This is a genomic window from Pseudomonas atacamensis (genome assembly GCF_017167965.1).
In the GTDB taxonomy this organism is placed as follows: Bacteria; Pseudomonadota; Gammaproteobacteria; order Pseudomonadales; family Pseudomonadaceae; genus Aquipseudomonas; species Aquipseudomonas atacamensis.
The window spans coordinates 5,336,717-5,360,966 of sequence record NZ_CP070503.1 but is presented as its reverse complement, the minus strand read 5'-3'; the positions used below and the strand labels follow the sequence as shown (position 1 = coordinate 5,360,966).

At 61.1% G+C, this 24,250-nt stretch carries 15 protein-coding genes; 8 read left to right on the top strand and 7 right to left on the bottom strand.

Annotation, left to right across the window (positions count from 1 at the left end):
• Positions 1-10: 10 nt before the first annotated feature.
• The 3 genes from JWU58_RS24405 to cbiE are packed head-to-tail and all read right to left on the bottom strand — an operon-like array spanning position 11 to position 3,025.
• Entirely contained in the window at positions 11-727 is a 717-nt protein-coding gene (locus JWU58_RS24405; protein ID WP_123443910.1) for a cobalt-precorrin-6A reductase, read from the bottom strand.
• Positions 724-1,821 carry a cobalt-precorrin-5B (C(1))-methyltransferase gene (locus JWU58_RS24400; RefSeq protein ID WP_123443909.1) on the bottom strand — a complete coding sequence of 366 codons (1,098 nt, stop codon included), beginning with the start codon at positions 1,819-1,821 and terminating at the stop codon, positions 724-726. The genes JWU58_RS24405 and JWU58_RS24400 overlap by 4 nt, the downstream gene beginning before the upstream one ends.
• A complete protein-coding gene (gene cbiE / locus JWU58_RS24395) occupies positions 1,814-3,025 on the bottom strand; it encodes a precorrin-6y C5,15-methyltransferase (decarboxylating) subunit CbiE (RefSeq protein WP_123443908.1) in 1,212 nt (403 codons plus the stop codon). Before cbiE ends, JWU58_RS24400 begins: the two co-directional genes overlap by 8 nt.
• A 225-nt stretch (positions 3,026-3,250) precedes the next feature.
• Between cbiE and JWU58_RS24390 the strand changes: the two genes are divergently transcribed.
• The 8 genes from JWU58_RS24390 to JWU58_RS24355 all read left to right on the top strand — a co-directional run bounded on the left by JWU58_RS24390 (position 3,251) and on the right by JWU58_RS24355 (position 17,566).
• Positions 3,251-3,922: a hypothetical protein gene (locus JWU58_RS24390; protein ID WP_130926974.1), complete on the top strand. Its 672-nt coding sequence runs from the start codon at positions 3,251-3,253 to the stop codon at positions 3,920-3,922.
• On the top strand, positions 3,846-4,883 hold the full coding sequence (locus JWU58_RS24385) for a hypothetical protein (protein ID WP_148049958.1): 1,038 nt from the start codon (positions 3,846-3,848) through the stop codon (positions 4,881-4,883). Before JWU58_RS24390 ends, JWU58_RS24385 begins: the two co-directional genes overlap by 77 nt.
• A 52-nt stretch (positions 4,884-4,935) precedes the next feature.
• The gene (locus JWU58_RS24380) at positions 4,936-5,586 is read left to right on the top strand and encodes a hypothetical protein (protein ID WP_123443905.1); all 651 of its coding nucleotides are present in this window, start codon (positions 4,936-4,938) and stop codon (positions 5,584-5,586) included.
• 156 nt (positions 5,587-5,742) lie between these two features.
• A complete protein-coding gene (gene cobG, locus JWU58_RS24375) occupies positions 5,743-7,041 on the top strand; it encodes a precorrin-3B synthase (RefSeq protein WP_277425669.1) in 1,299 nt (432 codons plus the stop codon).
• Positions 7,034-7,660 carry a precorrin-8X methylmutase gene (locus JWU58_RS24370; protein ID WP_206421123.1) on the top strand — a complete coding sequence of 209 codons (627 nt, stop codon included), beginning with the start codon at positions 7,034-7,036 and terminating at the stop codon, positions 7,658-7,660. Before cobG ends, JWU58_RS24370 begins: the two co-directional genes overlap by 8 nt.
• Complete coding sequence (locus JWU58_RS24365; RefSeq protein ID WP_373877941.1) at positions 7,657-8,391, top strand: precorrin-2 C(20)-methyltransferase; 735 nt, start codon at positions 7,657-7,659, stop codon at positions 8,389-8,391. Before JWU58_RS24370 ends, JWU58_RS24365 begins: the two co-directional genes overlap by 4 nt.
• Positions 8,391-10,091 (top strand): precorrin-3B C(17)-methyltransferase, encoded by a 1,701-nt coding sequence (cobJ, locus tag JWU58_RS24360; protein ID WP_206421122.1) that lies wholly within the window; start codon positions 8,391-8,393, stop codon positions 10,089-10,091. The genes JWU58_RS24365 and cobJ overlap by 1 nt, the downstream gene beginning before the upstream one ends.
• A gap of 368 nt (positions 10,092-10,459) precedes the next feature.
• A complete protein-coding gene (locus JWU58_RS24355; RefSeq protein ID WP_206421121.1) occupies positions 10,460-17,566 on the top strand; it encodes a TcdA/TcdB pore-forming domain-containing protein in 7,107 nt (2,368 codons plus the stop codon).
• Positions 17,567-17,643: 77 nt separating this feature from the next.
• On the opposite strand, the gene JWU58_RS24350 is transcribed toward JWU58_RS24355, so the two are convergent.
• From JWU58_RS24350 to purH, 4 genes are all read right to left on the bottom strand, one after another.
• Positions 17,644-18,240, bottom strand: coding sequence for a MarC family protein (locus tag JWU58_RS24350; RefSeq protein WP_016771870.1), 597 nt, complete (start codon positions 18,238-18,240; stop codon positions 17,644-17,646).
• A gap of 62 nt (positions 18,241-18,302) precedes the next feature.
• Positions 18,303-21,080: a hybrid sensor histidine kinase/response regulator gene (locus JWU58_RS24345; protein WP_206421120.1), complete on the bottom strand. Its 2,778-nt coding sequence runs from the start codon at positions 21,078-21,080 to the stop codon at positions 18,303-18,305.
• A gap of 99 nt (positions 21,081-21,179) precedes the next feature.
• Complete coding sequence (gene purD / locus JWU58_RS24340; protein WP_206421119.1) at positions 21,180-22,475, bottom strand: phosphoribosylamine--glycine ligase; 1,296 nt, start codon at positions 22,473-22,475, stop codon at positions 21,180-21,182.
• Positions 22,476-22,642: 167 nt separating this feature from the next.
• Positions 22,643-24,250 carry a bifunctional phosphoribosylaminoimidazolecarboxamide formyltransferase/IMP cyclohydrolase gene (gene purH, locus JWU58_RS24335; protein ID WP_206421118.1) on the bottom strand — a complete coding sequence of 536 codons (1,608 nt, stop codon included), beginning with the start codon at positions 24,248-24,250 and terminating at the stop codon, positions 22,643-22,645.

Sequence of the window (24,250 nt, the reverse complement as noted above, 5' to 3'; positions counted from 1 at the left end):
CCGTGCCGATTCAGTGGGAAAGGGCAGCGAGGACTTCAGCGACTGATCCAAACTCCCGATCAACCCCCGGCAACCCCGGGCGCTTCAACACCAGCACCGGCACTCCCCGCTCACGCGCCACCTCCAGCTTCGGCTCAGTCGCGCTGCTGCCGCTGTTCTTGCTGATCAGCACATCGATCTGCCTGCGCTCGAACAGCGCTCGCTCGTCTTCCAGCAAAAACGGGCCGCGTGCGCCGATCACTTCGCAGCGCGCGTTGCCGGGATAGACGTCGAGGGCGCGCAGGGTCCAGAACTGGTGGGCGGGGATTTCGTCGAGGTGTTGCAGCGGTTCACGGCCGAGGGTGAACAGCGGGCGGTGGAATGGTTGCAGCGCTGTGATCAGTTCGGCCCAGTCACTGACCTCGCGCCAGTCATCGCCCGCTTGCGGTTGCCACGCCGGGCGACGCAAGGCCCAGCAGGGGATGCCGGCCAGCTGTGCCGCGCGGGCGGCGTTGGCGCTGATTTGTGCAGCGTACGGGTGCGTGGCGTCGAGCAGCAGATCGACACCTTCATCGGCGATGAACTGCGCCAGACCCTCAGCGCCGCCATAGCCGCCGACCCGAACCTGGCAGCGCAAATCGCTCGGCACCCGGCCAACGCCGGCGAGGCTGTAGATATGTTGTGGGCCGAGCGTGCGGGCAATCGCCAGCGCTTCAGTCACGCCGCCGAGCAGCAAGATCCGTTTCATGCAAAACCTCCGGCGTGGCCGACAATCCCGCCCTGACGATCAATGGCAAACACCTCGACCTGCACCTGCGCCGGCACTACGCTGCGAGCGAAATTCAGCGCATGGCGACAAACCTCATCCCCCAAAGCAATGCCCGCCGCACTCGCCATGGCCAAGGCTTGTTGGCTGGTATTGGCTTCGCGAATGCCTTGCTGCAACGCCGGGTCCGCGCCAATCGCCGCCGCCCATTCGGCCAGCTGCGGCAAATCGATGCTCGAATGCCGCGAATGCAGATCCATATGCCCGGCGGCGAGTTTGCTGATCTTGCCGAAGCCGCCGCACAGGCTGAGTTTATCCACAGGTACTTTGCGCAGATGCTTGAGCACCGCGCCGACAAAGTCACCCATCTCGATCAGGGCGATTTCCGGCAGGTCATAGACCCGGCGCATGGTGTCTTCGCTGGCGTTGCCGGTGCACGCGGCGATGTGCAGATAGCCGTTGGTTTTCGCTACGTCGATGCCCTGATGGATCGAGGCGATGTAAGCGGCGCAGGAAAACGGTCGGACGATGCCGCTGGTACCGAGGATCGACAGGCCGCCAAGAATGCCCAGCCGTGGATTCATGGTTTTCAGCGCCAGTTCTGCGCCGCCCTCGACATTGACCGTGACCTCGAAGCCGCCACCGTAGCCGGTTTCGGCGGCGAGCAAGGCCAGGTGATCGCTGATCATCTTGCGCGGCACCGGATTGATCGCCGGCTCGCCGACGGCCAATACCAGACCCGGTCGGGTCACCGTGCCGACGCCGACACCGGCGTTGAAGCGAATTCCCGGTTCGGCTGACAGGCGCACCTGTGAGTAAAGCAGGGCGCCGTGGGTGACATCAGGGTCATCGCCGGCATCCTTGATCGTACCGGCCTCGGCGCCGCCCGCGCTCAGGCGGCAGAACTCCAGGCGCATCTGCACCTGTTTGCCCTTGGGCAAAGTGATGTGCACCGCGTCGGCAGCGATGCCGGTGAGCAACAGGCGCGCGGCGGCGAGGCTGGTGGCGGTGGCGCAGCTGCCGGTGGTGAGGCCGCTGCGCAGGGGCGCGGGTTGTTCGGCGGTTTCGTCACGCATCGAGGGGTTTGACCAGTTCCAGCAGGGTGATTGGCAACGCCTGACGCCAGGTGTCGAACTCGCCGAGCGGCTGCGCCTGGGCGACATGGATGCGCGTCAGCTCACCGCCGTATTGTTCGCGCCAATGCATCAGGGTGACTTCGCTTTGCAGGGTCACGGCGTTCGCCACCAATCGGCCGCCGGGCTTGAGCCGGTCCCAGCAGGTTTCGAATACACCCTCACGGGTGACGCCGCCGCCGATAAAAACAGCGTCCGGCCGTTCGAGGTTATCCAGTGCTTGCGGCGCCTTGCCACGAATCAGTTGCAGGCCGGGTACGCCCAGCGCATCGCGGTTGTGTTCGATCAATTGCTGACGGCCCTCGTCGGCCTCGACCGCCATGGCACGACAGCTCGGGTGCGCACGCATCCACTCGATGCCGATCGAGCCGCTGCCGGCGCCGACATCCCAGAGCAGTTCGCCGGGCTTCGGCGCCAGGCGGGCGAGGGTGATGGCGCGCACGTCGCGCTTGGTCAACTGGCCATCGTGGCGGAACGCCGAATCGGGCAGACCGGCGAGGCGCGACAGGCCGGTAACACCGGGTTCGGCCAGACACTCGACAGCGACGACATTGAGGTCGGCGACCGCCGCATCGCCCCATTCGCTGGCGCTGCGTTCGATACGTCGTTCGGCGTCGCCGCCCAGATGTTCCAGAACAGTCATGCGACTTGCGCCGAAACCACGCTCGCGGAGCAATTGCGCAACGGCGGCCGGGCTGTTGCCGTCATTGCTCAGCAACAACAGACGCACGCCGCTGAACAGATGCGCATTGAGTGCCGCCAACGGACGCGCCACCAGCGACACAACCGTCACCTCCTGCAACGGCCAGCCCAGGCGCGCCGCCGCCAATGCGCAGGACGAAGGGGCGGGGATGATCGCCATCTCGGCGCTCGGCACATGACGCGCCAGACTGGCACCGACGCCGTAAAACATCGGATCACCGCTGGCCAGCACGCAGACCGGCTCGCCACGCGACTCGAGCACTGGCGCGAGGGAAAACGGACTCGGCCACAATTGCCGCTCGCCGCCGATGCACGGCGGCAGCAGGTCCAGCTGACGCTGGCCGCCGACGATCCGCGAAGCGCCCAGCAGAGCACGCCGGGCATTCTTGCCCAGGCCCTTGAAGCCGTCTTCACCAATACCCACAACGGTCAGCCAATCGCCCATTTCATACTCCAGATCCTGCGTCCAGCGAAGCGGGCGACATGATAACGCGACAATCGATAACTGGCTGCTGTCCTTTTTTCAGGAACGCCGACATTGAATGTTTACATTGTTTTTTGTGGTTTTTCGAGTTCTTCGCAAGTATTGAATCGGCGTTCCGCTGAAAGTACTTGTGAATATCTGGAAGGTACTTTTTTAGTAAGTTGAATAATCGAATGGATAATTGAAATGAGCGATGTTTTGAACAGTATCTCGGCACTGCCCAACCAAGGCAGTGCGACGGTGATGGGTAATAATCTGTTGTCCTTCTTTTCCGGGTTGACGCCGGAAGACAAACGATTCGTCAAAGACAGTATGCGCTGGGCAGAATACAGAGCCGATTTGCGTCATAACAGAAACAGTGAGCCAGCTGCTTGGTTCGAATATTATTCTGGGGTGCTTTGGTCTGTCGGCTGGAGCCTGGAGCAGGCTCCGGTAATCCATGTTGACAAGAACTTTACCGGCAATGCGCTGGACGTCTGGGCGCGATCCTTGTCGCAACAACTAAGTCGGGAGAAAGTCGGGCTAATGAAGGAAGCGTTCCATATGCTTGAGACACATTCAGATGCAATAGATGTATTTAGAGGTGGCGCTCGGGAATGGAGCGATTTTCGTTTTTCCCCTGCTCAGTACAATTTCAATAGGGAATTGGAAATTGTCATCAGTAATGTTCGCTTGCTTGACGCGAAGTGGCCCTCTACCTATTTGTTCTGGACTATTCAGCATACGGGTTCGGAGCTTGATATCCGCTCCAGGCGCTTTTTGATCAGGTCTGCCGCGATAAATGAAAATCGGCTTCAGTTGGCTGCTGCAGTGCTTGATATGCGCACGCGTGAAATTGAGTTGGCTCGGGGCGCTTGATGTTAGTTGTACAGCTTTGTTTGATGATTTGTATGACGGTCTGAAATTAAATGCATGGATTTTCGATTTGATTAACTCCGGTGCTGTGGCTAGTTTGTTTTCCACACCAAGTCGGTGTTTTAACCATGAAAGGAATCCATTTATGACTGAGCTGAATAAAGATGTAATGTCCGCTGTTGAGCGGTTTGGTTTGATTGCACAAACCAATGACTTTATCGCTGCGCAGCCAGTGCTGCGTTCGCGTTCGGCAAGTGTTGGCAGTAGCTTGCCGATTGATAAAGATGAACTGAATGCTGCAATCATGGGCTCGGGTATTGCAGGCTTTGATGCAAGCATGTCCAAGCGCAGCAAGCGAATCGTTAAAAACACCTACATGTATGCCGATCTGGTTGCCTTGCTCAAATATCCGGCGTCCAACCAGAAAGAACAGCGCTATAACGAGTTTATGCGATTGATGAAACTGGCTGGCTGGTTTGCTTTCAGCCAGCCTTATAATCGATATACCGCTACTTCGCAAAAGCTGACCATGGACAATGTTGTCCTGTCTGTTCTGCATACCGCTGTTGGTGCTGCGGTAGGGCAGGGCCAGGCGGCTCTTAAAGTATTGTCCTCTGTGGCAGATGCAACCATGGATGCATTGAAAAATGAACCACAGGCCCTGACGCTGTTCGAGAACAACTCGAAGAAAGCCGAAGGTGGCAACTTTTGCATGAGTGCGGCTTCGCAGGATGATGAAGGTGGTATCACCCTGGCAATCGCTGCTGTGCAATATCTGGCTTCGGCTCAACCTACCAAAGTACTGTTTGTAGAATGGGCAACATCTGCTGTGGAGATTTATAACGCCGGTGCCACGATGTATATGGATGAGGAAGACTATGCAATGGTAGAACCATTGATTGTCAAGGCTCTGACGGAGCAGCGTGAGAAAGCCCTCAGCTACGAATTTGGCCAATCGGTCTGAAAGTGATTAATGCCAGAGGCGCAAGCCTCTGGTTTTTTTGTGGGAGATGCAAATGTTCGCGATTTCGAAGGTTTTCGTATGCGCAGGGGCATTAGTGCTGGTGAGTAAAGAGCTGTCGGCATCTGACATTGATGACAGTCTCGATGCGCTGCTTTATTCACAAACGGTCGCCTCGCATAAAGTTCCCGATGCTGTTGAATACGAGGCATGGAATGATGCCAATAAAACGGCTTTGAAAGTCACCGGTGCTTTGTTTTTCGACGATCCGGTTATCAGCGCGCCTGTCACAACGCCCGATACTTTTACTTTGCTGGAGTTGACTCAAGAACTCTTGCAAGGATGGTCGCCGGCAGTTTTGAACCAACAGGTAATTGCCAATCTGACCTCGCAACTGGAGAGCAACGGTGCGGCCCTTGAGTTGCTTCAGCGAAATATTCTGCAAGAGGACAAGTCGATTCGCTTCATGCTTGGCAGCGTATCTGCGGAATCGACGATTACGATGGTCGTCATTTCGTTTGCCGTCAAAGAGCCTGTTCCGGGCAATGTGCTTGAGCGACGCTTCAATGCTGAGCAGATAGTGGGCAACCTTGCTGTTGATTGCTACAAGGCTCTTATAGATGCCGATGATTACTGTTTCTCGAGAGCCAGGATTATTGCGTTATTGGGTGAGCGGCGCGAAAAGCAGATTATCGCCCTGACCTGAGAGCGCGGCAGAGGCAACAACTGAAGCCTGCCTGCCCCACCGGTCGAGACAGAGGGCAGACTTTTCATACCGGTGGGCAAAGCAGGCATAATACCGCGCCTTCGCCCGCGAAGCGCTTCTGCCACGCAACCGGTCAGCCCCTTGAACGAACGCCCGATGTCCACTGCCTTACGCCCCTCGGCCTGCCCGGGGTTGCTGCGTATCGTCCAGGCACTGGACGGCGGTATCTGTCGGATCAAGCTCGATGGCGGTTCGATCAGTGCTGATCAGGCCGATGCGGTGGCCGCTGCCGCCGAAGCGTTTGCGAGCGGTGCGATCGAAGCGACCAATCGCGGCAATCTGCAGATTCGCGGCATCGGTGCGCAATCGGCAGCGCTGATCGAGCGCTTGCTGGCCGCTGGCCTCGGGCCAAAGAACGCTGCCGGCGACGATGTGCGCAATCTGATGCTCAGCCCGGCCGCCGGTATCGATCGGCAGATGCTGATCGACACGCGCCCGCTCGCAGGGCAAATCCTCGACACCTTGCAAAGCCATCCGCGCTTCCATGAGTTGAGCGCCAAGTTCGCCGTGCAGCTCGATGGCGGCGAAGCGCTGGCAATGCTTGAGCATCCGCATGATCTGTGGCTGTCGGCGTTCGAGCGTGACGGCGATATCCTCTGGGCATTCGGTCTGGCCGGTTGCCCAATCGATCGGCCTCTCGGCGCTGTGACTCAGGACAACGCTCACGCGCTGGTGGTCGCCGCGCTGGAACTGTTCCTCGACCTGGCCCGGCCAGAGCAAACACGGATGCGCCATCTGCTCGATGAGTTGCCCAAGCTCGCGTTTCTCGAATCGTTGCGCGAGCGCGTATCGCTCAAGGCAATCAGCAATTGGCAGCGCCCGGCGTCGGCAGACGCGCTGCACATCGGCGCTCATCAGCAGAACACGCAAGGCCGCTGCTACGTCGGCGCGGTGCCGCCACTGGGCCGTCTCGATCCGGCGATGCTGCGTGGCGCGGCGCAACTGGCCCGACAGTCTGGCGATGGCAGTCTGCGCTTCACGCCGTGGCAGAGCCTGCTGCTGCCGAACGTGAAAGCCACGGATACCGACAACGTGCTTGAGCAGTTGCGGGCGTTGGGTCTGTTGACGACCGAGGCCGAACCACTGGCTCGCCTGATCGCCTGCACCGGCGCCGATGGCTGCGGAAAAGGCCTTGCCGACACCAAACAGGATGCCCGGCAACTGGCACCTTTGCTGCCCGCAGGGCTCAGCGTGCACCTGTCGGGCTGCTCGCGCTCCTGCGCCGCCGCCCATTGCGCGCCAGCCACGCTGCTGGCCGTCGCCCCGGGTCATTACGACCTCTATTTTCGCGATGCAGCACAACCCGGTTTCGGCACGCTGCACGCCTGCAACCTTACTATTGAAGCGGCCGCGACCCTGCTCGACGCCCGCTCCCGGAGCCCCCTTGATGCTTGATTACATCCGCGACGGTCAGGAGATCTATCGCAACTCCTTCGCGATCATTCGCCGCGAGGCCAATCTGGCGCGCATTCCCGCCGATCTGGAAAAACTTGCGGTGCGGGTGATTCACGCCTGCGGCATGGTCGAGGCCGTCGACGGTCTGCAATTTTCCGAGGGCGCGGGCAAGGCCGGGCGCGATGCTCTGGCGGCCGGTGCGCCGATTCTCTGCGACGCGCGGATGGTCTCCGAAGGCGTGACCCGCGCGCGCCTGCGGGCCAATAACCAAGTGATCTGCACTTTGCGCGACGACAGCGTGCCGGAGCTTGCCCGTGAGCTGGGCAACACCCGCTCGGCCGCCGCGCTGGAACTGTGGCGCCCGCACCTCGAAGGCAGTGTGGTGGTGATCGGCAACGCACCGACCGCGCTGTTCTACTTGCTGGAAATGCTCGACGCCGGCGCGCCAAAACCGGCACTGATCCTCGGTTTCCCGGTCGGCTTCGTCGGTGCTGCCGAATCGAAAGCGGCACTGGCCGCCGACAGTCGCGGCGTGCCGTTCGTGATCATGCAAGGCCGGCTGGGCGGCAGTGCCATGGCCGCCGCCGCCGTCAATGCCCTCGCCACGGAGATCGAATGATGCAGGCCAAAGGACGTCTGATCGGCCTCGGTGTCGGCCCCGGTGATCCGGAACTGATCACCGTCAAAGCCTTGCGCCTGCTGCGCGAATCGCCGGTGGTCGCGTATTTCGTGGCCAAGGGCAAGAAGGGCAATGCGTTCGGCATCATCGAGGCGCATCTGGTCGAGGCGCAGAATTTGCTGCCGCTGGTTTATCCGGTGACCACCGAGGCGTTGCCGGCGCCGCTGTCCTATGAACAGGTCATCAGCGATTTCTACGACGAAGCCGCTGTGGCGGTCGCCGAGCATCTGGATGCCGGCCGCGATGTGGCGGTGATTTGCGAAGGCGATCCGTTTTTCTACGGTTCCTACATGTACCTGCATGACCGCCTCGCCAGCCGTTATGAGGCCGAAGTCGTGCCGGGCGTGTGCTCGATGCTCGGCGGCGCTTCGGTGCTCGGCGCGCCGCTGGTGTATCGCAATCAGAGCCTGTCGGTGCTTTCCGGCGTGCTGCCCCAGGAAGAATTGAAGCGGCGCCTGGCCGATGCCGATGCGGCGGTGATCATGAAGCTGGGGCGCAACTTTCCCAAGGTGCGTCAGGTGCTGGAAGAACTCGGTCTCGCCGAGCGTGCGCTGTATGTCGAGCGCGCGACCATGGCCAATCAGAAGATCGTGCCGATGGATCAGGTCGAGCCGATGTCCTCGCCGTACTTCTCGCTGATCATCGTCCCGGGCGAACGGTGGCAAGGTTGATGAGCCGAGCGACTCCCGCCATCGTCATTCTCGGCCAGGGCAGCCTCGCCACGGCGCGGCGCATTCAACAGGTCTATCCGGCGGCGCAAATCCATGGCCTTACCGGACGGGTTGAAGGCGCCGACAGCCGCTATGAGGAATTCGGCGCGACCCTGCGCGCGTTGTATCAACAGGACACGCCGATCATTGCCCTGTGCGCGGCCGGCATTGTCATTCGCACACTGGCGCCGCTGTTGCTGGAGAAAGGCGCCGAACCCGCCGTGCTGGCGGTGGCCGAAGACGGCAGCGCGGTGGTGCCGTTGCTGGGTGGACTCGGTGGGGTCAATGTCATGGCCCGGGAGATTGCGGCGGCGCTGCAAGTCGCGCCGGCGATCACCACCAGCGGCGAATTGCGCTTTGGCACCTGCCTGCTCAATCCGCCGAGCGGCTATGCACTGGCGGATCTGGAATCGGGCAAACGCTTCGTTTCCGATCTGCTCGCCGGGCACAGCGTGCGCATCGAAGGCGCGGCGCCATGGCTGGATCAGGCGCAGTTGCCGCAGGATCCGCAGGCGCAGCGGTCGATTCATGTGAGCAGTGCGCAGCGGGTGGCCAGTGCCGATGAATTGCTGATCTACCCGCGCAGTGTGGCGGTGGCGGTGAGTGCTGAGGTGGCGGATCTGCCGAACGCCATTCGCACTGCGTTGCAACAGGCCAGCGTCGCCGTGCCGGCACTGGCGTGTCTGGTGGCAGCGGACGCTGAAATGGCCGCATCGACTTTGCGCGAGGCTGCGCTTGAGTTGGGCGTGCCGCTGCGCTTCGTCGCGGCGCAAAACGATCTTCAGACGTTGGCCCGGGTTGCAGTGCCTGCGGCGAAGGTGATCAGCGCAGAACATCTGGCGATCGCGATTGCCGAGCAACCGCTGGACGTCGCGCAGATCGGCCGCCCGCGTGGTCGCCTCGCGGTCATTGGCCTTGGCCCCGGCGCCGCCGAACTGATGGTGCCAGCGGTGAAAGCCGAACTGGCCCGCGCCACCGATGTACTGGGCTACGAAACCTACGTGCGCATGGCCGGCCCGTTCCGCGATGATCAGGTGCAGCACTGCACCGACAATCGTGAAGAAATGCAGCGTGCCCGCCATGCCTTCAGGCTCGCCGCCGCAGGCCGCTCGGTGATCGTGGTTTCCTCGGGCGACCCGGGGGTATTCGCCATGGCCGCCGCGGTGCTCGAAGCTCTGCACGAATCGGACGATCCGGCGTGGCACAGCGTTGATCTGGAAATCCTCCCGGGTGTTTCCGCCTCGCTGGCCACTGCGGCTCAGGCCGGTGCGCCGCTGGGCCACGACTTCTGCGTGATGTCGCTGTCGGACAACCTCAAGCCGTGGGCGATCATCGAGAAACGTCTGGATCTGGCCGCCGAAGCGGATCTGGCCCTGGCGTTCTACAACCCGATTTCCCGGGCGCGCCCGTGGCAGTTGGGCCGGGCGCTGGAGATTGTTGCGCAGCACCGCTTGCCTGAAACACCGGTGGTGCTCGGTCGGGACATCGGCCGGCCGGGGCAGACGCTGCGCACCACGACCCTGGGTGCATTGACACCGGAACAGGTGGACATGCGCACCATGGTGTTGATCGGCTCTTCGACCACCTGCACCTTCGCCCGTGCCGGGGGCGGTGAATGGGTGTACACGCCGCGTTGGTATGGTGAAAAACCGCTGTCCTGAAAAAACCTCCGCTCATGCAATTCTCTGCGACGGGAAAGTTTGAGCGGTTGTAAGTCCGATTGAAGTTTCAATTGTTTTCCACCAGCAATAAACAATGGTCATGTCCCACAGGGCAGGGCCATTTTTTATGCCCGACGGTCGCGCCGCTCCGCTAATTATTTCGCTGCCGTTACAGCGTACTGCTCCGGTGTTATCAGATATTGCCGGGGACAAGCTTTGTATTCCTTGTTGTTTGTGTGGCGCGTATTCGCCCACTAGGGTGCTGTGTTCACAGCACTTGTCCAGTGTCGTTCAAATCAATCTACCGCTCTGCAGCGGCGCGAAAGTGTGCGCGGTCAATGAGCCATTTAATAAACAAGGAGTGTGTAATGGCTTTGAAAAACGATTATTCGTTCGGGCGAGCGTTCATATCTGCGCAAGAGTATTCGGTGATCTCCAAGGCGTTACGGGAGTTCTCTGCCTCGGCGCAGTACCAAGCGCTGAACGATTGTTACCAGCAAGCCAGTCAAACGACCGATCCGGTGTCGTTGTTGACCCTGGCGAGCCTGTTTCAAGAGCAACTTGCAGCGCTGCTCAAACGCAAGAAAACCCCTGTCCCGGTGGCTGTCGATGACATTGCGCGCGGGCTGCAACGTTATCTGTCACGGCTTTCGACGACCGTGGAAATGTTGTCGGGGCTGACCCGGCCGGTTCCGAAGGTCATCCATTTCGTTTGGGTTGGCGGCAGCGAAGTCGGTGTCAATCAGCGCGATTACATGAATATCTGGCGCCAGGTGATGGCGGCGGAGGGTTACCGCTTCAACCTTTGGTACGACAGCGATGCGTTGCTGGCTTTCGAGATGAACCGGGTCATTCTCGACAGTGCCAGGGCTGATGCGATGGCGTCCGGTGGCGCTGCACTCAAGCATGCCGGGCAACTGGCGACGATGATTGAAGACCGCGCACGGGTGTTGAAACAGCAGATGTTCGACTACCTCAGCCAGCCGAAGTGGAATGGGCGAGCCGATCAAGCGCGCATCGATCTGATGGTGCGTGCTTATGGCAAGGACCGCGCGACGCTGCAGGCTTTTCGTCAGCGCTGCCTCGACAGCCATCTGGCGATGGTTGGCGCGGATCTGCAATTACGCGATGTATCTCACGCCTTTGCCGATGACTTGCTGGCGGACGTCTACCGTCGCGAAGTGTCGATGCGTGGCAATTTCGCTGCGGCGAGCGATGTAGTGCGCTTGCAGGCGGAACTTCGTGAAGGCGGGCGTTATACCGACATGGATTATCTGCCGCCACTGCTCGACAAGTTGGGCGGTGTCGATATCAGCGATTACAGCCAGACGCAGAAAATCGGTGTTCTGCAACTTCTATTGAACAATGACCCGCAGTTGATGCCTGGACGCGATCCACAGCATTACCCCGACAGAACCGACAGTCTTCCACAACAACATAAACAACTTCTCGAGGATTTTGCTCGCAGCAAACCCGACGTGCTTGAACTGTTCGTGCCGCCACAAACCGTGGAGGCCGGCGAGAACGGCTTTCGCATGGGGCTGCAAATCGGCGAAGAAATGAATGCACATTTCATCGCCCAGCCGGGCAGCGGCATGACGATGTCGATCATGCAAGTGATTCGGCTTAATTACGACGTGCTTACTGAAGTTGAAAGACGCATGGCCAACTCGGGATCCGGGTGGGCCGACAGTGAAACCCTGACCACGGTCGCTGCGGCAGTCATCGAAGAGATGTTGGTCAGGTCGAACTTCACCAACTGGAATGAAGCTTATGCCTACCAATTGCTCAAAGCGGTTGTCACCTATTACCAGGACGGCATTCGTAATGACGCGGGGGGAACGGTAACGCTCACCGGCCCCGGCGCGGCCCTCGCCGGATTGCATGAATACATTGAAGCCAATTGCGATCCGTTTTTCACTCGTCAGGTGCTGGCGCAACAGCGTTTGCGCGAGGGCTACAACGTCAATACCGAAGAGGAAACCATTTCCGGCTGGATCGTCAGGGGCACGGAAAAAGACTGGCTGGAGATGGAACACGCCCGGTGGGCCGAGGGCAAGCTCAAATCCCGTTATGCCGGACGCTTGTCCGACCTGCTCAGTGATCGAAGCCTGACCTTCGAACGCGGCTGGCCCGTTGTCGAAGGCAAACCGGTGCTGTTGACCGCGGTGCTGCAGCGCTTGATGGATGATCTGGGCGAGCCGTTCATCCGAGCGATGCGAGACAAGCTGAGCGGGGAGGTTACCTTCGATCAAGCCGTGGTCATCGACTTCGACACCCGCCAACAGGTGCTGGCGCAAGGACCTGTCGTGGCGCCGAGCTCCCGTGGCGCGGATTCCGTCAGCCATCTCAACGAACTGTTCAGCCGCATCGCCCACGGCACGCTGCCGCTGGAGCAACTGAGCCCCGCGATGCGGGTCGTGCTCGGGGGGATTTTCGGCGCGACGAGCGTGGACGAGGGCGGCTTCGCCGATACCTGGCAACAGGTGCGCGACCTGGCCATCGCAACTGACCGCGACGGCACTTTCGCGCGCTACGATGCGATTGAAAAAGCCGTGCGCCAGCGCCGCTCGGCGGCGTTCGAGAACGGGCTGGGACGCGACCTGCCGACGGCCACATCGACGACTCGCGAGCTCAAGGTGCAAGCCATGTCCGAGCCGCTGACGCTGCGCCAGTGGGGCGAGCGTATCGGCCAGATCAAGCGCAGCGCCCGGCAGGAGTTTCGCACGCAGATCTTGCAGCGCAGCGGCCAGGTGCGTGACGTCTTTTTCAAGGCCGGCGCGGTGTCGGTCAAGCAGTTGCCGCAGGATCTGTTGCAGCACAACGCAGGCGACCCGGGGCGCCGCTGTTATCCGCTGGTGCTGCTGATGGGCGCCGCCGTTGCAGCTGGCGAGCCGGCGGAGCGGGCGTTGGTCGGGCATGTCGCCAGCGCCAGCGCGAGTCCCGACGAACTTGGCTCGCGGGCGTTGCGCAGTGCGCTGGACGAACTGCGCGCCTTGCCCACCGGCGAGGTCGGCAGCGCTCGCGGCGTGCAACGCCTGGACGGCATCATGGCTGCGCTTGACGCCAGTGCGGCACCTGCGGTGTTGCTGCTCGACACCGGCGACCACGCCCTGCTGCTGGCCAAAGTGCGAACCGGTGAGCACGCGGCCTATCGCTTCTACGACCCCAACTTTGCTATCTATGGGTTTGCCGATGGTGCGCAGTTGCAGCGTGGCGTAGAGCATTATCTGAGCGCAGACGATAACGCGCTGGCGAAGCTTTATGGTCTGGGCGATGCGGCCAACGCGCCATTCAACGTGATCGAACTGGACACCTCGGCGATCGCCGAACGCAGGCTATCATCGGATCTGCGCGTGGACAGTTTTCTGCACAACGTTGCACTGGCCGATCCGCAGGGAGCGTCGATCTGGCACAAACAAGCGTTGGCCCGCACCCGATCTCTGGGCGAAAACGCTCGACTGGGCGCCAGTCTCGCGCAACTGGATGCACGCTACTGGGCCAGCGAGTTCGAGCAGGCGACCGAGCGCTTGCGCCTTGAGCACAAGGTGGCGGGTGATTACGTGCCGTTGCTCGATACCCTCGGCAACAAAGCCGACGGCGGCCACAGCATTACCCTGATCGATCCGCGCAATGCGCAAAACACCCTGACGGTGATCACCCGCGATTCGCGCTTTCAGAAAATCAGGCAATACGTCGAACGACTCGTGCAGGGCGGTGCGGCCCGGCCCGGGCAGACGGCTGACCACGACGGTGGCAGCCGGCTGAGTTTTGCCTTTGCGATCCAGACGCTGATCAGTGAAATGCGCCAGCGCGATTACCGCGCTGGCGATACCGTGCCGGCGTTGACCGTTGCTCTGCAGATCCAGGTGTACGTCAGTTATGCACAGCTGGGCTTTGGTGTCGCCAGCGATGCTGTGCAGATCGTCCAGCTGGTGCGTCAGGCAGCAGCGGCCGAGCGGGCGTTGCAGCAGGGCTCATTCGCCGCACGCCTGGCAGGACAGGCCGCCACGGGCGTTGGTGTGGCATTTTCCGTGGCCAATATCGGCTTCGACATCTACAACCTGACGCAGGCAGAGAATCATGAGCAGCGAGCGCGGTTCTCCACGTCCCTGGCGTTCAACACGGCGGCGCTGGGTCTGGATCTTGTCGCTCTGGCAGCGGGCGGAACGGTGGGCGCGTTCGCCGCAGCGCTGGCCGTGCCGCTACTGGGCGTGGGTATCGGGGTGACCGCCGTTGCCAGCAATCTCGGGCAGATCATGGACAAGGCTGCGGCCATTGGCGAGCACCTCTCGCAGATTCACGACGCTTATCAGCAATCTTACGAACGCGCTGGTGCGGTCTTGCAGTTCCCGTCATTGGCAGTGATTACCGAGGTGGATCTGCACAGCAGAAGGGTGGCGTTCGAGGGGCAAAAGTTTTACCCATGGAAAGGCAGTGCGCTGGAGCTGCCGCAGTACGACGATGATCCAGCCAGGCGACATGCCGCGATCAACATCCCCAGAGCCTTTCAACGGCCTGCTGTCGGCAGCGTCTGGGGGACCTTGCCCGAGGCGCTGGTGCTGCCCTGTTCACCCGTCTGTTACTTCGGCTACGAATATCAGCTCGGCAGCGCCGGGGCCGTGCCTTTTTCCACGACCCGCTATCCGCGGTTGCATGACCGTCTGGCACATCAGCTGGAATATGACGCGCTCGGTAACCGGGTGTTCTACCTGTTCAGTACGCCGTTTGCGCCGCACATACTCTACAAGCTGCATCCGGTCTTCATGGTCACGACGATCAAGGTGCAGTTGAGCGCTGAGGTCAGCCAACTGGTGGTTCCGGACCTGCCACCAGAGTGGCGCGAGAAGATTGCCTACCGGATCACCGCGCCGCAGGGGCAGTACCGGATTCGGTTGGTGCCAGGCCTGCTGGCGGTGAATTTCGAACAAGCGCAGGGCTGGGAACGGGTGACGTGGACGGTGCAAGCGTCCTGGGCCCGGGTCGAGCAGGTCAGTTTTCGGGAAAAGCCACGGGACAGCATCGACAGCGCACCTGACATGCTGGTCGATGGTCTGGTGTTGAATCGTTTCGATGGTGTCATCGAGCTCGCCGAGGGACTGTTCCGGATCGACTGGACAGGCCTCAGCCTGCATCTGATCGGCGTTGTCCTCGACTACGAAAACAAAGCTGCGGATCAGCTGCGCAGCGCCGACATGACAGCCAGCGGCATCCCGGCGCCGGTTCTGCGCTATCTGCGCGCTCAGGTCACCAGCGGGCAATTGACCGCAGCGTATTTGCCGTTACGTAACTTCAGAGTGCCGTTCAATTCGCCGGGCCAGCCAGTGGTGACCACCGGCTATTACGACACCGCGCGGGATCGGGTGCTGTTCGCACGTAACCTGCCGCAGGAGGTCAACGAGGGCGTGGTTCTGGCAGGCGTCAGCGCGGGCCATGCGTGGTTTTATCATCCCGATCATCCATCGCTGTGGCGGGTCGATGTGCTGACCGGCACCGTCCAGCATCGCTACCGACTGAAAAATCCGCGTATGGGATCGACGATCATTGGCTGCCAACAACAAGCCGATGGTGCGCTGCGGATTGTGCAGAAGCTGACGGCAGAAGCGTTGCATGGCACCACCACCATCGAGTATCGGATCACCGGTCGGGATGTGGAGCTGACGGCTTGCAAGATCACTTTCGCGGCAGAGGATTATTGGTTCGAACCGCGCGAAGCGCTTCGACAAATCGATGCCCCGTTCAGGCGCGAATCGCCAGACACGGCCGCCAGCAGCAGCGGCTGGTCTTATGCTCCGTTCATTGTCGTGGAAGGCTATGCCGGGTTGCAGCTGCGCGACCGGGCCTGGCTGAACAAGGCGACGGGCAAGTGCATTCAGGCCGGGCAGGACCGGTCCTGGCCCGAGGACTTGTTGATGCTGGTGCCGTCCAGCTCGGAAAACAACGCGGTGCTGTTCTATAGCCCGCAGGAGCGGACGATCAGTCGCGGCATCGAACCCCGGGTCGGGCATTGGCAGAATGTGGTGATCGAACACGATGTGGTGGAGGTCACTCAGACCAATCAGCGTTTCATCGCCACCAAGGACGACGGCCGACTGTTCGAAATCGATATCGTCGACGTGCCGGCAGCGGCAGCGATCGACGACGCGATTGTGTTTCAGTACGGGGTACCTTCCCTTGCCCACAGAAGCGATGAGGCGTGGCTCGATGAGGCCGATAAGCCGTCGATTCTGCGGTTCGCCGGTGTCGGGCCGCGTTGGCTGCAGCGACATCCCGATTGGTTGAGCGCATTGCCCGCGCTGGCCACGAAAGCGCCGTTGCTGCCGTTGCCGATCTTCGGTTTACGTGATGTGGCAGGTCAGGCGTTCCTGGCGGCATGGTGTGTCGATGGCAAAATCGCTGTGGCTGATATCGGTCAGGGCAAGGAGCTGGCGCTGCTCGGTCTGACCCCGGATAACAGCGCGGTCTGGTTGCTTGAAATCAGCAACGGACAACTTTATCGCCAGCCGCTGATGGCGATCAAAGCACTGCGGGGAGTGTTTGCCGAGGACCATCGTTTGCTGAAATCGGAGGCGCTCCGCAGGCCTGAAAAGGTCTGGACGTCATGGATTTTTGCTGAGGTGCGACGCCAGGGTGAAGGGCTGGTCGCGCAGACCCTCGACGGGGTGCATCTGCAATTGCTGGATAACCAGCCGGCAATGATCGTTGGCGTGGAAAATCGCTGGTCTCATGTGCCGGGGCACAGCGATGAACAGTTACGTGCGCGCCTGCGAGAATTGTTGCAAGGGCATGCCCACGCGGCAGTCATACAAGTGGCAAGTGCAACCGGACGCTACCTGTATTACCTGCCGCCACTTGACCGGCTGTTCGATCTGGCCGGGCGCAGCGATGGGCAGTGGTCGGCATTTCTCGGTACCCGTGGCTCCAGGCAGCCGCTGTTGTTCGACCCGGTCGACCAGTTGATTTTCAGCGCCGGCCCGAACGACGGCGTCTGGCTGCCCGGCAGTTATGCCCATCGCGACGCCGAGGTCATGGTGCTTGAGGTAGGTGATGACATCACAGAGATCGAAACATTGTTGCCCGATGACGTTGCCAGGCTGCTGCTGACTTTCGGTGCGCAGACCTCGGGTTATCGGTTGTCGCAAGCGTCCTTCCAGCGCCTGGACTGCATCGTGATCGATGGGCGACAGGCTTCGGATGCTGAAACGGCAGAACCTTGCCTGCTGGATCTGGATCTGGACGAGTGCGGGCATTGGTGGATGTCACGGGTCGATGACGATGTGGTGCTGACCGATCCGGACTCCGGACACAGTCTGATCGTGCGCAATTTCGACGGACAACGCCCACTGCTACTGATGCTGCCCATCGCCGGGCGGCCACATACCTTGACGCTGGCTCAAGGGCTGCAAGCCTTTGCCACTGCGCGCGGTGTCGAGGCAACGGTCAGCCTGACAGCGGTGATCGCAGCGCTGCGCTGAGGCCGCCATGCACAACAAAACGCCGCGAACGGTGACCGTACGCGGCGTTTGTTGTGGCGATTGCACTGCGACAATGCTCAAGGCACCAGATAACCCTTCACACCGGTAAAGATGATTTGCGCTGCCAGCGCGCAAACAAACAATCCCATCAAGCGGCTGACAATCTGCAAGCCCTGATCGCCGAGAATCCGCTCGATGCGATTGGACAGGTACAGCACCACACCGACAGTGAAACTGGCGAGCGCAATACTCATGATTGCGGTGAGCTTGTCGTCCCAGTGCGGCTGGCTGACGCCCATCACCAGCAAGGCGCCGATCGTGCCGGGGCCGACCGTCAGCGGAATGGTCAGCGGCACGATGGTCACGTCCTGCTGCACATTGTCGGCCTGCACCGCCGGTTTGCCCTGGGCCATGCCCAGCGCGGAAATGAACAGCACGCTGCCGGCACCGATGCGGAAGGCGTCCACGGTGATGCCGAAGACATCGAAAATCACCCGCCCGAACAAATACAGCAGAACACTGGAAATCAGTGTGGCGAGGGCTACCTTCCACGCCAGACGCCGCTGTTCCTTGCGCGAATAGCCACGGGTCAGGCTGATAAAGCAGGACAACACGAAGAACGGGCTGTAGAGCACCAGCATCTTCAGATAAACGCTGAACAACACATGGAGCATGATGCAAGCTCACTGGCGATGGAGTCGGGGGGAGTCTATCAGGCACCGGACAATCTGTCGGTTTACGACGGCTGGGTCGTGGCCCGGTTCTGCTGATCGCGTTCGGCGACCCAATGCTCGATCAGTTCACGCAGTTGCGACAGCTCCACCGGTTTGGACATGTGCCCGTCCATGCCGGCCTGGCGGGCGCGTTCTTTGTGTTCGGCGAGAATGTGCGCGGTGAGGGCGACGATCGGTGTACGGATGCGCTGATTGCTGACTTCCCAGGCGCGCAGTTGCTGCGTCGCGGAGAAGCCATCGAGGATCGGCATTTCGCAGTCCATCAGCACCAGGTCGTAACGCTGGGCCTTCATCGCTTGCAGCGCTTCTTCGCCATTGCTCGCGGTGTCCGGTTGCAGATTGAGCTTGCCGAGCATGCCACGGATCACTTTGGTCGAGATGGTGTTGTCTTCGGCGACGAGGATGCGGAAGTCGCTCGGCACCTTGGCCGCTGTGGCCGCCGTAACGACCTGCGGCTGGAACACCACCTGGCCCTTGTTGCGCTGATTGAGTTCGTCCGCCAGCGTGGTCTTGAGCGTATAACCGGCCACCGGTTTGGCCAGAATCCGTTTGATCCCGGAATTGCGCGCAATGATCTTGCTCGGCGCGTTGCTGATGCCGGTGAGCATGATCAGCAGAATGTCGTGGTTCAAGCTCGGGTCTTCCTTGATCTTCGCGGCCAGTTGCATGCCGGTCATGCCGGGCATGTTCTGGTCGAGCAGAACCACGTCGAAGTAATCGCGCAGGTGCGCCTTGGTGCGCAGCAGCGCCAGCGCTTCCTTGCCCGACGGCACGGCGCTGACATTCAGGCCCCAGGCGCTGCATTGCTGTACCAGCACTTTGCGGCAGGTGTCGTTATCGTCGACTACCAGCACCCGTGCGCCTTGCAGCGGACTGTCCAGATCGGACGTCGGATGTTCGAGGCGATCCGGGTCCAGCGGCAAGGTCAGCCACAAAGTGCTGCCCTGGGTGGCGCCGCTCTTGATGCCGAACTCGCCTTGCATCAGACGGATCAGTTGGCGCGCAATCACCAGGCCGAGATTGCCGCCCAGGCGATTGGCCGAGAGGAAGTGCTTGCTGTGCAATTCGGCGTGCAGCAGCGCCTCGCGCTCTTCCGGCTCCATCGGCACGCCGCTGTCCTGCACGGCAATGCGCAGGCGCGGTTTGCTGCTGCGCTCGTCCAGTGCAACGACGATCAGCACTTCGCCTTCTTCGGTTTTCTTCAGGGCGTTTTCCAGCAGGCTCAGCAAGGTCTGGCGCAGGCGCGTCGGATCGCCGCTGATCACCCGTGGCACTTGCGGCTGGATGAAACTGATCAGCTCGACGTTCTGTTGCTCGGCCTTGGCCCGGTAGATGCTCAGACAATCATCGATCAGGGCGTTGAGGTCGAACTGCACGTCATCGAGTTCGATCTGCCCGGATTCGAGCTTGGAGATGTCGAGGATCTCGTTGATCAGCGTCAGCAGTTCGTTGCCGGCGCTGTGGATGGTCTGCACATAATCGCGTTGCTTGACCGACAGCGGCGTGCCCAGCAGCAGCTCGGTCATGCCCAGTACACCGTTCATCGGTGTGCGGATTTCGTGGCTGATCTTGGCGAGGAATTCGGCTTTGGCGTTGATTTCGGCGTTGCTTGCCGCGAGGTCGCGGCTGATGCTGAAACGGCTTTCGGTGATGCTGCGCTGTCGCTCGCCCAAGGCAATGCTCATCAGCAGGCCACTGATGCAGATGAACACCATCAGCGTCATGATCAGGCCTTGCGGCGTGACCAGTGTCAGGCCGAGCAGCGCCGGCAGGATAACCAGGGTGCCGATGTTGAACACGACCATGGCGGCGACGAACAGACGCGCCGGGCGATAGCCTTTTTGCCAGTGATAGAAGCCCACCAGCAACATGCTCAGGCCGGCCAGTGCGACCAGTGCGTAGGTGATGACGTTCAGCGGCAAGGTGTTGACGAACAGCAGCAACAGGCTGCACGTGACGATCAACAGAATGTCGCCCCACAGCAGTTTGTTCAGCGCGTGCTGGCCCAGTGGCGCAAAGAAGCGCAGGGCGAACATCAACCCGGCTGGAGCCGTCAGCAGCAATGCCAGATAAGCGCCCGGCGTCTGAATGGCTTGCCAGTTCGGCAGCCACGGACCGGCGAGGTTGAGCAACAGGAACAGACTCAGCCCCAGCAGGCCCTCACAGATCGCCAGCCACAGACTGCTGCGCGAGCGCGAGTAGGCGTAGCGCACCAGGTTGTGCAGCAGGAGCATGGCGAGGCAGCCGAACAGCAGGCCGAAAATCAGCGTCTGCTTCTGATCGGCGGCGCCTTCGATTGCCGCTTGCAGGGTGATGTGCGGGCGCAGCTGATGGCCGGAGACCATGCGTACGTAGACGTCCAGCGGCTTGTCGGCCTGGGGCAGCGGCAGCATGAAATCGCTGCTCGGCAACGGATGTTCGGCCTGCGGCCGTTCGTTGCCGGTATTGCGTTGCTCGATCAGCCGGTCGCCGTCGAGCACGTAGAGATTGAGCTGGGACAGGTCGGGGGCAAAGATGCGCAGCACTTGTTCGTGCTTGCCCGGCGCCAGTTTGAAGCGCAGCCACAGGGCGCCGTCGGGTTCGGCCGCGGTCAGGCGGTCAAGCTCGATGGGGCTGAATTGATTGGTGTAGCGAGCGGAGCGGATGTCGCTCAGTTGCAGGATGCCCTGATCGTCAAGCAATACCGACCAGCCACTGCCTTGCGCGGCCTGGGCCGGGAGCATGCAGAGCAAGGTCATCAGCGTGACGGTGAAGCTTATGGCAATCCTGAGCCAGCGCACGGCGAAATCCCTTCGTAGGTTGATGCCAGAATATAACGATGCGCGACGACCGAACAGCCCGGCGAGGAATGGCATCCCGCGCCGGGCCTGATGGATCGCTTACTCCTGGGTTTCGCCGCGTTCACGGGCAATGGCGCGGTAGCCGATATCCTTGCGGTAGAAGCAGCCTTCCCAGTCGATGGCAGCGGCCAGTTTGTAGGCCTGCTGCTGAGCTTCGCCGACGGTGGCGCCCATGGCAGTGGCACACAGTACACGACCACCGGCAGTTACGACCTGTCCGTCTTTCAGCGCGGTGCCGGCTTGGAAGACTTTGCCTTCCAGAGCTGCCGCCGCGTCCAGACCGTTGATCGCTGCGCCTTTGGCGTAGTCGCCCGGGTAGCCGCCAGCGGCCAGCACGATGCCAACACTCGGACGCGGATCCCATTGCGCTTCAATCTTGTCCAGCGCTTGCGCCAATGCGGCTTCAACCAGCAGCACCAGGCTCGATTGCAGACGCAGCATCACCGGTTGGGTTTCCGGATCGCCGAAGCGGCAGTTGAACTCGATGACTTTCGGGTTACCGGCCTTGTCGATCATCAGACCGGCATAGAGGAAACCAGTGTAGACGTTGCCTTCGTCGGCCATGCCGCGCACGGTCGGCCAGATCACCTGATCCATCACGCGCTGATGCACGTCGGCGGTGACCACCGGGGCAGGGGAGTAGGCACCCATGCCACCGGTGTTCGGGCCGCTGTCGCCGTCGCCGACGCGTTTGTGGTCCTGGCTGGTGGCCATCGGCAGCACGTTCTTGCCGTCGACCATGACGATGAACGAAGCTTCTTCACCGTCGAGAAATTCTTCGATCACCACGCGCGAACCGGCGTCGCCAAACGAGTTGCCGGCGAGCATGTCACGCACGGCGACTTCGGCTTCGGCCAGGGTCATGGCGACGATCACGCCTTTGCCGGCAGCCAGGCCATCGGCCTTGATCACGATCGGCGCGCCTTTCTCACGCAGATAAGCCAGGGCTGGCTCGATCTCGGTGAAGTTCTGGTAATCGGCGGTCGGGATCTTGTGGCGCGCGAGGAAATCCTTGGTGAAGGCTTTCGAGCCTTCCAGTTGCGCAGCACCGGCGGTCGGACCGAAGCAGTCCAGGCCACGGGAGCGGAACAGATCGACCACGCCAGCCACCAGCGGCACTTCCGGGCCGACGATGGTCAGGGAAACGTTTTTCTCGGCGAAGTCAGCCAGTTGCTCCAGCGCCAGCACGTCGATGGCGACGTTCTCGCACTTGGCTTCAGTGGCAGTGCCAGCGTTGCCCGGTGCAACGAAAACCTTCTGCACACGCGGATCCTGAGCCACTTTCCAGGCCAGAGCGTGTTCACGGCCACCGCTGCCAATGATCAAAACATTCAAAGAGAGACTCCTTCGGAGAAAGCTGCAAGCTACAAGCTGCAAGTAAGAGCGACTGCGTGGCGCTCAATTACAGCTTACGGCTTTGAATTAATAAGGCTGCACCTGCAAAAAGGAGCGACACCTGTCTGCTCTTTCTTGCAGCTTGCAGCTTGAAACTTGCGGCTGCTTCAATGACGGAAGTGGCGCATGCCGGTGAATACCATTGCGATGCCAGCTTCATCAGCAGCAGCAATCACTTCGTTGTCACGCATCGAACCGCCCGGCTGGATCACCGCAGTGATACCGACCTTGGCCGCGTTGTCGAGGCCGTCGCGGAACGGGAAGAATGCGTCGGACGCCATGACCGAACCGGCTACTTGCAGACCGGCGTGCTCAGCCTTGATCGCGGCGATGCGGGCCGAGTTGACGCGGCTCATCTGGCCGGCGCCGACACCGATGGTCTGGCGATTCTTGGCGTAGACGATGGCGTTGGATTTGACGTATTTGGCGACTTTCCAGGCGAAGATCAGGTCGTGGATTTCCTGTTCGGTCGGCGCGCGCTTGGTCACCACTTTCAGGTCATCGGCGCTGATCATGCCGATATCGCGGCTCTGCACCAGCAGGCCACCGTTGACGCGTTTGTAGTCCCAGGCAGCGGCGCGCTCAGCCGACCACTCGCCGCAGGCCAGCAGGCGTACGTTGGCTTTCGCGGCAACGATGGCACGGGCTTCTTCGCTGACGCTTGGGGCGATGATCACTTCAACGAACTGGCGCTCGACGATCGCTTTGGCGGTCTCGGCATCCAGTTCACGGTTGAAGGCGATGATGCCGCCGAACGCCGACTCGGTGTCGGTGGCGTAGGCCAGTTCGTAAGCCTGACGGATGCCGCCTTCAGCGTCCGGGCTGACCGCAACGCCGCACGGGTTGGCGTGTTTGACGATCACGCAGGCTGGCTTGACGAAGCTCTTCACGCATTCCAGCGCCGCGTCGGTGTCGGCGACGTTGTTGTACGACAGTTCTTTGCCTTGCAGCTGGGTGGCGGTGGCGATGCCGACTTCGGCAGGCTTGGCTTCCACGTAGAACGCCGCGCTCTGGTGCGGGTTCTCGCCGTAGCGCATTTCCTGAGCCTTGATGAACTGGCTGTTGAAGGTGCGCGGGAATTCGCTGCGACCTTCAGTGCTCAAGGTTTCAGCGGCCTGGTTCACGGTGCCCATGTAGTTGGCGATCATGCCGTCGTAGGCGGCGGTGTGTTCGAAGGCCTTGAGCATCAGGTCAAAACGCTGAACGTAGGTCAGGCCGCCGGCCTTGAGGTTTTCCAGGACGTTGGCGTAATCGCTGGCATTCACCACGATGGCCACGTCTTTGTGGTTTTTCGCTGCCGAACGGACCATGGTCGGCCCGCCGATGTCGATGTTCTCGATGGCGGTCGGCAGGTCGCAGCCTGGCTTGTTGATGGTCGCTTCGAACGGGTACAGGTTGACCGCTACCAGATCGATCGGCTTGATGCCGTGCTCGTTCATGATCGCGTCGTCAGTACCGCGACGACCGAGGATGCCGCCGTGGATTTTCGGGTGCAGGGTTTTCACCCGACCGTCCATCATCTCGGCGAAACCGGTGTAATCCGCGACTTCCACTGCGGCAACGCCGTTGTCACGCAGCAGCTTGAACGTTCCGCCGGTGGAGAGGATCTCGACGCCCAGAGCTTCGAGCTCCTTGGCGAATTCGAGGATCCCGGTCTTGTCGGAAACGCTGATCAAGGCGCGGCGGATCGGCAGGCGGGTAGTCTGGTCGGTCAT

Coding starts and splice junctions, on each gene's coding strand:
- JWU58_RS24385 (WP_148049958.1), top strand. CDS start 3,846: ATGAAAATCGGCTTCAGTTGGCTGCTGCAGTGCTTGATATGCGCACGC.
- JWU58_RS24365 (WP_373877941.1), top strand. CDS start 7,657: ATGATGCAGGCCAAAGGACGTCTGATCGGCCTCGGTGTCGGCCCCGGT.
- JWU58_RS24355 (WP_206421121.1), top strand. CDS start 10,460: ATGGCTTTGAAAAACGATTATTCGTTCGGGCGAGCGTTCATATCTGCG.
- JWU58_RS24390 (WP_130926974.1), top strand. CDS start 3,251: ATGAGCGATGTTTTGAACAGTATCTCGGCACTGCCCAACCAAGGCAGT.
- JWU58_RS24370 (WP_206421123.1), top strand. CDS start 7,034: ATGCTTGATTACATCCGCGACGGTCAGGAGATCTATCGCAACTCCTTC.
- JWU58_RS24405 (WP_123443910.1), bottom strand. CDS start 727: ATGAAACGGATCTTGCTGCTCGGCGGCGTGACTGAAGCGCTGGCGATT.
- cbiE (WP_123443908.1), bottom strand. CDS start 3,025: ATGGGCGATTGGCTGACCGTTGTGGGTATTGGTGAAGACGGCTTCAAG.
- JWU58_RS24400 (WP_123443909.1), bottom strand. CDS start 1,821: ATGCGTGACGAAACCGCCGAACAACCCGCGCCCCTGCGCAGCGGCCTC.
- cobJ (WP_206421122.1), top strand. CDS start 8,391: ATGAGCCGAGCGACTCCCGCCATCGTCATTCTCGGCCAGGGCAGCCTC.
- JWU58_RS24380 (WP_123443905.1), top strand. CDS start 4,936: ATGTTCGCGATTTCGAAGGTTTTCGTATGCGCAGGGGCATTAGTGCTG.
- cobG (WP_277425669.1), top strand. CDS start 5,743: ATGTCCACTGCCTTACGCCCCTCGGCCTGCCCGGGGTTGCTGCGTATC.
- JWU58_RS24350 (WP_016771870.1), bottom strand. CDS start 18,240: ATGCTCCATGTGTTGTTCAGCGTTTATCTGAAGATGCTGGTGCTCTAC.
- purH (WP_206421118.1), bottom strand. CDS start 24,250: ATGACCGACCAGACTACCCGCCTGCCGATCCGCCGCGCCTTGATCAGC.